Source organism: Synergistaceae bacterium (assembly GCA_012728235.1).
Lineage (GTDB): Bacteria > Synergistota > Synergistia > Synergistales > Synergistaceae > JAAYFL01.
In genome coordinates this window covers 1-1807 of the sequence record JAAYFL010000103.1, presented here as the reverse complement: position 1 = coordinate 1807, position 1807 = coordinate 1, and the positions used below count along the sequence as shown (strand labels likewise).

1 protein-coding gene is annotated in these 1807 nt (G+C 36.2%); it reads right to left on the bottom strand.

What is annotated here, in order from left to right; all coding sequences use genetic code 11:
• Positions 1-205 precede the first annotated feature (205 nt).
• Positions 206-1495, bottom strand: a complete 1290-nt coding sequence (locus GXZ13_06605; protein NLX75483.1) for an IS110 family transposase — start codon at positions 1493-1495, stop codon at positions 206-208.
• Positions 1496-1807 lie beyond the last annotated feature (312 nt).

The window sequence follows — 1807 nt, the reverse complement described above, 5'->3', positions numbered from 1 at the left end:
GTTGTAGTGGCATATGCAATTACGAATTACAAATTACGAATTACGAAATCAGCTGTTCAAATCACCCTTGTCATTCTGACTGAAAGGAAGAATCCCGTCAAATACACCTGTCATATTGAACGTAGTGAAATATCCGTTTAATATTTGCACACTCTTCTAACAGATTCCTCACTCCGTTACCAATGACATCTTTTATAATGCCCTGTTATCCAGATATTTCTAAATTGAACTCATTTGCTAATTTCTTCAATGTTTTTAGCTTGTTTGCTGCTATTTGCTTCTCATACATCTTCACTCCTTGTTCAACATAATCGACTCCTTTTACCATCATTCGCCAATAAATTTCTGCAAGTTTTCTAGCCATGGCTTTTATCGCAATTGCAGGACCTTTACGTCCTCTTAATCTGCGACCAAAAGCTCCAATGGCTATATTTTTACTGTTTATTAGCCCCTGGGCTATTATTTTAAAAATTTGTCCTGCTCGTGGTTTTCCTTTTTTTCGTGCATTCCTGTTCTTTTTTCCTGAATTCTTTTGTCCTGGTGATAAGCCCAACCAACTTGTGAAATGTTTTTCGCTAGGCCATCTCGATAAATCAGTTCCTATCTCGGAGAGAAGCTGCATCCAAGTATAATCACTAATCCCAGATATTTTAGTAGCATCATTGTTGTCAAAAAGATTTAATAAATTACCATCTAATTTATCAACATTGGGCTTATTATGACGAATGGCTTTCCTCTTTTTCTTATCTTGTCCAACTCCAGAGTTCCCTAAGCGATTTAGAACGTCGCTTATTTTCTTATCACATTCTGATATCTGGTTTTGATAAAAATAATACCCATCATAAGCCTGTTTTAGAGCAAAAAGACCTGCTTCTGTATACTTCCCTTCCAAGGCTTTATACACTAAGTCTTTCTTGTTATTCAAGACTTTGATATGGCATAAGCTAACTAACTTATCTCTATTTCTCTCTCCATTAAGAATAGCTTCAATTATTGCCATACCACTAACTCCATGTATTTGGCTAAGCACTTCTTTTAAACGTATATTCATCATAACCAATGCCTTTTGCATTTGATTGATGTGCTTAGAGCCGGATTCTATGTGCCCTTCACGTATACGAACATAAGTTCTTAGCTCTTTGATATCTGAATCTACAACTAAGCAGCGATTTAATAGACCGAAGCTGTGTAATTCACAAATCCATTGACAATCTTTCACGTCTGTCTTGCGACCAGGAACTTGCTTTGTTTGTCGTCCATCAACCAACCAAACATCAATACCTGCTTCTTCTAGAATTTCATAAAGTATTATCCAATAAACACCAGTTGCTTCCATAGCGACAGTTTCAACTTTATGTTGAAGTAAATAATCACGCAGTTTGTAAAAATCTTCAGTGAAAGTTAAATGACTAACAACCTGCTCCCCCTCTACATTTGTAAAAACTCTTTTAGCACCGATATCAATACCAGCACAGTGACTTCTGATTTTTTTCATTTTAATTGAGTTTTAAATGATAAACTTCAAAAATGTGCACCCGAAAAGAGATGAATAACTAAATGTTGGCAGGCTACCATTCGGACATTTCTTTTAAAAAGAAAGTACCACTCTTTTTGCCTCAATTTCTCGGAATCATACTCGGAAACAGGTATAAAACACTATTCGTCGTGACGATCAAACTGTGCACCCTAATGCAAAGTTATCGATTTCATGTCATATTCTTCTTTTTGCCCAATAGAAAATTGGGTTCCGTCTCGGAATGACAGGGTCTTTTTGGCTGTTAGCTGTTAGCTATTCGCTGTTAGAAGC

Bases quoted from the DNA above. Each gene is read 5' to 3' on its own strand.
- GXZ13_06605 (NLX75483.1), bottom strand. From the start codon at position 1,495: ATGAAAAAAATCAGAAGTCACTGTGCTGGTATTGATATCGGTGCTAAA.